Source organism: Peptacetobacter sp. (genome assembly GCF_029264495.1).
Lineage (GTDB): Bacteria > Bacillota > Clostridia > Peptostreptococcales > Peptostreptococcaceae > Peptacetobacter.
Map to the genome: position 1 here is coordinate 1 of NZ_JARIBH010000085.1, position 6,523 is coordinate 6,523.

Annotated in this window: 6 protein-coding genes; all 6 read right to left on the minus strand. The window is 27.4% G+C overall.

Annotation, left to right across the window (positions count from 1 at the left end):
• Positions 1-1,038 (minus strand): hypothetical protein (locus tag Q1J78_RS08500; RefSeq protein ID WP_300280417.1); only part of this gene is annotated, 1,038 nt, incomplete at its 3' end.
• A 606-nt stretch (positions 1,039-1,644) separates the two neighbouring features.
• Positions 1,645-4,206: a preprotein translocase subunit SecA gene (gene secA, locus Q1J78_RS08505; RefSeq protein ID WP_300280420.1), complete on the minus strand. Its 2,562-nt coding sequence runs from the start codon at positions 4,204-4,206 to the stop codon at positions 1,645-1,647.
• Positions 4,207-4,471: 265 nt separating this feature from the next.
• Entirely contained in the window at positions 4,472-5,062 is a 591-nt protein-coding gene (locus Q1J78_RS08510) for a Mor transcription activator family protein (RefSeq protein WP_300280423.1), read from the minus strand.
• A gap of 295 nt (positions 5,063-5,357) precedes the next feature.
• The gene (locus Q1J78_RS08515) at positions 5,358-5,522 is read right to left on the minus strand and encodes a YvrJ family protein (protein ID WP_300280426.1); all 165 of its coding nucleotides are present in this window, start codon (positions 5,520-5,522) and stop codon (positions 5,358-5,360) included.
• A 21-nt stretch (positions 5,523-5,543) separates the two neighbouring features.
• Positions 5,544-5,768, minus strand: a complete 225-nt coding sequence (locus tag Q1J78_RS08520) for a DUF2922 domain-containing protein (protein WP_300280429.1) — start codon at positions 5,766-5,768, stop codon at positions 5,544-5,546.
• 193 nt (positions 5,769-5,961) lie between these two features.
• Complete coding sequence (locus Q1J78_RS08525; RefSeq protein ID WP_300280432.1) at positions 5,962-6,186, minus strand: DUF1659 domain-containing protein; 225 nt, start codon at positions 6,184-6,186, stop codon at positions 5,962-5,964.
• Between the last annotated feature and the right edge of the window lie 337 nt (positions 6,187-6,523).

Genomic DNA, 6,523 nt, shown 5'->3' on the forward strand with positions numbered 1-6,523 from the left:
TCCATTATTCATCCATCCCATGAATAATTCTAACTGTGCTTTTTTATTTGATTTTACAACTACTTCTGATTTAACACCTGTTTTAGTATTTTCAAATACAAATTTTATTTCATATATTCCATTTGCACTTGAATTTAATGTAGCTTCAGTAAAGTTTAATTTAGAATCTCTTTTATATTCTTTTATAGTATCTAATAATTTCTGACCTTTTTCTGTTAGTAATAAGCCATCATATAAATCTGATAATACTGTTTCATATTTAGCATCAACATCAGACACTGTTATTACAGCTAATTTTTTACCATCTATTTCGTCACCAACATTTATAACTTTACTATTAGTATCTGCTTTGAAACCAACTAAATCAGACCAATCAGACTGAGTATTTCTACCATCTAAAACATCCCCATTTTTGTCTATTGGTTTTTTAAAATCTAACTGTTTATCTCCAACTTTAAATGTAAGTGTTTCTAATTTATTTTCTCCAATAGCTTTTCTAATTGATACAGTTAAAACATCTGATTCTAATTTCATTTCATAAACAGCTGGATATTGATCTTTATGGTCATTAAAATCAGCAACTAATGTTTGCATTGAAGATTTGTCATATGTTTTTTCAGTTGTAGTTTCTATTTTTTCTACAGCAAAATGATAGTATTTATCATTTTTAACAACATGACCTCTATCTACGACTTCTATTTTAGTACCTTTTGTTGCTTCTTGTATAGCTTTTTCTAATTTTTTTACATCATCTTCTGTTGTACCATAAACTTCTGTTGTACCAACTTTAATCTGATATATTGATTCTCCTCTGAAATCATGTTTATTTTTATCTTTTCCACTGTAATTTGCTGCTTCATTAGCAAATTTTTTAGATAATAATAAATTTCTTAAATCTCTTATTAATATCCCTTTATTTGATCCATTAACTTCATATTCTTTAGTAGCACTCTCATCAACTTTGTAAGCTAATACTGGCGCTACACTACTCGCTAACATCGCTCCTGCCATTACTACTGATAAATGTTTTTTATTCATTTATTTTACCTCCGTTTTTCTTTTTTTTATTTCTTACTTCTCTTTTTTTCTCTATTCTCTTGCTCTTAGCAATTTTTTATTCTTCCACATTTTTATTGTACTACATTTTCTACGCTCATGCAATACCCTTAATTAAGAAAAGTTACATTTTCTTAACTTTTTAGGTCTTGACTTTTATTTTTTCTTCGCATATCAAATGCAACATATTGTATTATACTGTAACATTTAATAACTGTAAACCCCCTTTTCTATTTTTGTAGACTTTTTCTCTATTCCATAGTATAATTTTTTTTGGGAAAATTTGATTTTTCAAATCTCTTTTTTCCCATTTTCTTCCACATTAGAGGGGGTGCAGATAAATCTGCCCCCCCTTTTTCTATTGCTATCACTTATTTTTTTAAAATTTTTAGTTTCTTTTTTGTTTCAATTAATTTTTTCATTTATTTTTAATTTCATTCTTTTGTAAATCTTTTTACACTTTTATATTTCTTTTTACAATATTGTAATCATTTTGTAACTATTTTGTTTTGTTTTTAGTATTTCATCCCTCGATTATCTTTCAAATAATAAAAAGAGCAGAAAATCTGCTCTTTTTATTATTTGTTCTTATTCGTTTATTTTCCATTCTCCATTTTCATCTTGTTCTGCATCTATTCCTAATTCTTCAAGTACTTTTTTGTATTCTTCATCACTTAATGAATTTAAGTATTCAGAAAGTGCTTCTATTTGTTCTGGATCTGGTTCAACAACTTTTTCGTACTCTTCACCATCTTGTATAGTCTGTATGTTCTCCATATCTATTTCTTTTTGTCCAAGTGCTTCTCTAGCAAATCCAAATAGATATTTTAATGTATCTTTTCTTATGTTCATATTCATTTCGTCATACATTCTACCAGCTTCAACAGTATATTCTTTTACAGGGTCTTTTTGTGCTGATGCTTGAAGCCCTATCCCCTGTCTCATCTGATCCATAAGATCTATATGATATGTCCAATAGTTATCAACTACTGTAAGTAGAGTTTCTCGTTCTTCTTGTTTTACTCTTTCTTCACCTATCATCATTTTTTTAAGGTTGTATATGTTTTCTATTATTCCATATGTCTGGTTTGCTATTGCTTCTGGTGATAATTCTCCCCAACCAGGTATTATTATTGTATTGTATGGAACAAATTCATTGTATAGATGTGCTACATATTTTACAAAGTCTCTATTTTTTCCTCTTAGATACATTTCAGTAGCAAATATTATTCTTTCTTTTATTATTTCTTGTATTTCATTAGATATATCTTCATTGTTTAGTACTTTATCTCTTTCTGCATATACAACTTTTCTCTGTTCGTTTATTACATCATCATATTCAAGTACTTGTTTTCTTGTTTGGAAGTTTTTACCTTCTATTGTTTTTTGTGCTTTTTCAACAGTTTTAGTAAGGGCTTTACTTTCCATTCCACCGTATTCATCTGGAGTTATTTTTTTAGATAGTTTTTCTATTGTTTTTCCACCGTATAGTTTTATTATTTCATCTTCTATACTTACAAAGAATTTAGATTTTCCTGGGTCTCCTTGACGTCCAGAACGACCTCTTAGCTGGTTATCTATACGTCTTGATTCGTGTCTTTCTGTACCTATTACATAAAGTCCACCAGCTTGTCTTACTTTTTCTGCTTCTTCTTTATCTCCAGCACCAAGTTTTATATCTGTACCTCTACCTGCCATATTAGTTGCTATTGTTATAGCTCCTAATTTACCAGCTTCAGCTACTATATCTGCTTCTTCTTTATCTTGTTTTGCATTTAATACTTTATGTTTTACTCCCTGTTTATCAAGAAGTTTTGATAGTTGTTCTGATTTTTCAACAGATACTGTACCAACTAGTATTGGCTGTCCTGTTAAGTGTGCTTCTTTTATTTCTTCCACAACAGCTGCATATTTTTGTTTTTCTGTTTTGTATATTCTATCGTGAAGGTCTGCTCTTAAAACAGGTCTATTTGTAGGTATCTGAACAACATTCATATGATATATCGATTCAAATTCTTGTTCTTCTGTTTTGGCAGTACCAGTCATTCCTGATAGTTTTTCGTATAATCTAAAGAAGTTCTGGAATGTTACTGTAGCCATTGTTCTAGATTCACCTTTTATTTCTAGTCCTTCTTTCGCTTCTACTGCTTCATGAAGTCCATCTGTAAATCTTCTTCCCTGCATTACCCTACCAGTAAATTCGTCAACTATTAAGATTTCACCATCTCTTACAACGTATTCTACATCTAGGTCCATCATTTTATGTGCTCTTAAAGCTTGATTTATAGCGTGGAATATTTCCATATTTTCTATATGTGTTATATTTTCTATTCCGTAGAATTTTTCAGCTTTTTTTATACCTGCTTCTGTAAAAGCTACTGTATTTTCTTTTTTATCTTTTTCATAGTCTTCTTCTTTTATAGTTTTTAGGAAAGAGTTGGCAACTTTGTATATTTCTGTTCCTTCTGCACCCTGTCCTGCTATTATAAGTGGAGTTCTCGCTTCATCTATTAGTATTGAGTCAACTTCATCGACTATTGCAAATTTAAGTTTTTTCTGTACTTTTTCTTCATTGCTTTTTGCCATGTTATCTCTTAAATAGTCAAAACCAAATTCGTTATTTGTACCATATATTATATCTGCTTCATACTGAGCTTTTCTTTCTTCATGTGTTTGGTCTGCTATTATAACACCTGTAGTAAGTCCTAAGAAGTTATATACCTGTCCCATTTCTTCAAGGTCACGCTGTGCTAGGTAGTCATTTACTGTTACAACGTGTACACCTTCACCTGTTAGACCGTTTAGATACACTGGAGCAACGGCAACTAATGTTTTACCTTCACCAGTTTTCATTTCAGCTATTTTACCTTGGTGTAATACTATACCACCTATTAACTGAACTCTATATTGTCTCATACCTAAAACTCTTGAAGATGCTTCTCTTGCTACTGCAAATGCTTCTACTAATATATCGTCTAAAGTTTCTCCTTTAGATAATCTTTCTTTAAATATATTAGTCATATTTTTTAATTCATCATCACTCATAGCTTTAAATCTATCTTCTTGTTCATCTATTTTATCAACTATGGCGTTTATTTTTTTTATTTCAGCCTCATCTGATTTGCTTAATATCCTGTCTAATACTGACATTTGAGTTCCCCCTTGTTTCGTACTAATTTATATTATTTTTATTTTTAATCATAATTATTTATAAATTTATCTTATTTTTTTATGAATTTATTTGTTTTAACTGTAATATTTAACATACTATTTTTATTATAGTATACTTAGGCTTTTATGTATATAGTGCATATATAATATTTTTAATCTTTCTATTTTGTCAAATAAAAAAGCATAGCCTTTACAATTTTAAGATTTTTAAAATTATTGTAATAGGTTATGCTTTTCTTTTCAACTATTTTTTAATATTTTTCTTAGTATTAGTTTGTTCGTTTTTATTTTTCTCTTTCCTTTTTTTATCATAAATTGCTCGTTTTTCTTCCTTTACATATTTTCTTACTGTAGTTATACACAAATCACAGTATATTGCAGTTTTTTTATAATCTGATCCATTTTCAAGAAATACTTTATAAACGTATTCTCTTTTCTTTTTTTCTATTAATTTATTTAATTTTGGTACATATACATACTGTCCACCATATACTTTTACCATAAGTTTATATGATTCACAGCCTATTAATTCGACAATTGTTTGATATTTGGGGTCTATATCCTCTATTTCAAATGTCATGTTTGCTAAAGCTTCTTTGTGTTTTTTCTTTTCTTCTTCAAATTTTTTTAATTTATCTTCTCTACTGCTACTTCTATCTTTTTCTGTTTCTATAGTTTCTTTTGATTTTTCTTCACATTTATTATTATTTATTTTTGTTTCATCTTCTTTTTTACTTAATTCATTTCCATAAGCTTTAGTAATTTCATCTTCTTTTTCGTTACTTTCACAACTTTTTTCAACGTTTTTATTTCTTTCATCGTCTTCTTTATGCATTTTTCCCCTCCTGAATTATTTTTTATTCAAATATTTTAAATTTCATTCAATTGTCTATTACGGCCCTTTCATATACACTTGTATCACCTCTTTTTTAAGTACAGGTTTTAAATACGAACTCTCCTACTTTTTACTAATTCGGAAAGTTCGTATTATTTAATACATCTATATATTTATAGTATATAGAAAATGTATTTTATATAAATATAATATTATATTTATGTACTTTTTAAAACCCTTTTCCTAAAAAATGTTAATTTTTTGTGTATATTTTTGATTATATTTTTTTAGAATTTTATAAACTCTGTTGCTTTGTTATTATAGTTTCTATTATTTTTGATAATCCATTTATACTATCAGATAATACAGCTAATTTTCCTTCTATTCTTGTTAGCAATATTATTGATACTACTATTGGAAAACCAACATTCGCTATAATATTTTGTAATTCAACGTTCATAATATCCCCCCGATTTATTTTTTACACGATTAAATCATGTACTGTTTCATCAGTTGTTGTTACTTTAGCTTCCACAGTTGAAACAATATCTGATCCATCTATAGAAAATACATTTTTTTCAACTATTAAATCCATTGCATCTTTTATTTCTTGTTCTGTTATATTTTCTTTTGGATTATCTAGTGATATTGTTACTGATTTTCCTTTTCCTGTTTTAAATTTCATTGTAAGTTTTTTAGTTATCATATTTTTTCCCCTTTTCACGATTTAGTTTTATTTGTGTTATATTTATTCTTTTATGTTTTTATTATCTATTATTTTTATTTTAGTTTTTGCGTCGATTGTTTGAGTTTTGAGTTTAAATTTTATATATATTTGTTTCTTTTTTATTTTTGAATATACAATTTAATATTTTTAGTTTGTATAATCACCTACCTTTTTATATAGATTCTGTATAATCTGTATCATCTATTTTAGATATTTTATCTGCTGATTTTTCAAGTAGTGATGATAATGATTTTCCTACTGCATATACATTTTCTTTAGATGCATCAGCTTTTAAATTTTTAATATTTTTTACTTTGTATTTTATTTTCCCCCCTTCATTTTCCTTTCTGAATTTTAATCTTAGTATTGATGCGTTTTTGTTTTCTGTAACTGCCATTTGCGTTACCTCCTTATATTTATTATTTCAGGCTTTCTTTCTTGCCTGTGACTATAGTATAAGACGTGTTAGAAGTGTTTTCTATCAAATTGTTACAGTTTGTTTTTATAAAGAGTGCGTATATTGAAATTCCAATAAAAAAAGAAACTAATGCAAATTTAAATTCTTTTACATTAGTTTCTTATTGTTGAATTTATTTAATTTTTTCTTAAGGTGTTAGGAAGTCAGTATAAAATCCTGATACACCTTTTTTTGTATATGAGTTTACTACATTTTGGTCATTATATGTATTCATGTATAGTTTTATACCTTTTGTTTTACATCTTTCTACAAGAGA

Coding starts and splice junctions, on each gene's coding strand:
- Q1J78_RS08510 (WP_300280423.1), bottom strand. CDS start 5,062: ATGCATAAAGAAGACGATGAAAGAAATAAAAACGTTGAAAAAAGTTGT.
- secA (WP_300280420.1), bottom strand. CDS start 4,206: ATGTCAGTATTAGACAGGATATTAAGCAAATCAGATGAGGCTGAAATA.
- Q1J78_RS08525 (WP_300280432.1), bottom strand. CDS start 6,186: ATGGCAGTTACAGAAAACAAAAACGCATCAATACTAAGATTAAAATTC.
- Q1J78_RS08520 (WP_300280429.1), bottom strand. CDS start 5,768: ATGATAACTAAAAAACTTACAATGAAATTTAAAACAGGAAAAGGAAAA.
- Q1J78_RS08515 (WP_300280426.1), bottom strand. CDS start 5,522: ATGAACGTTGAATTACAAAATATTATAGCGAATGTTGGTTTTCCAATA.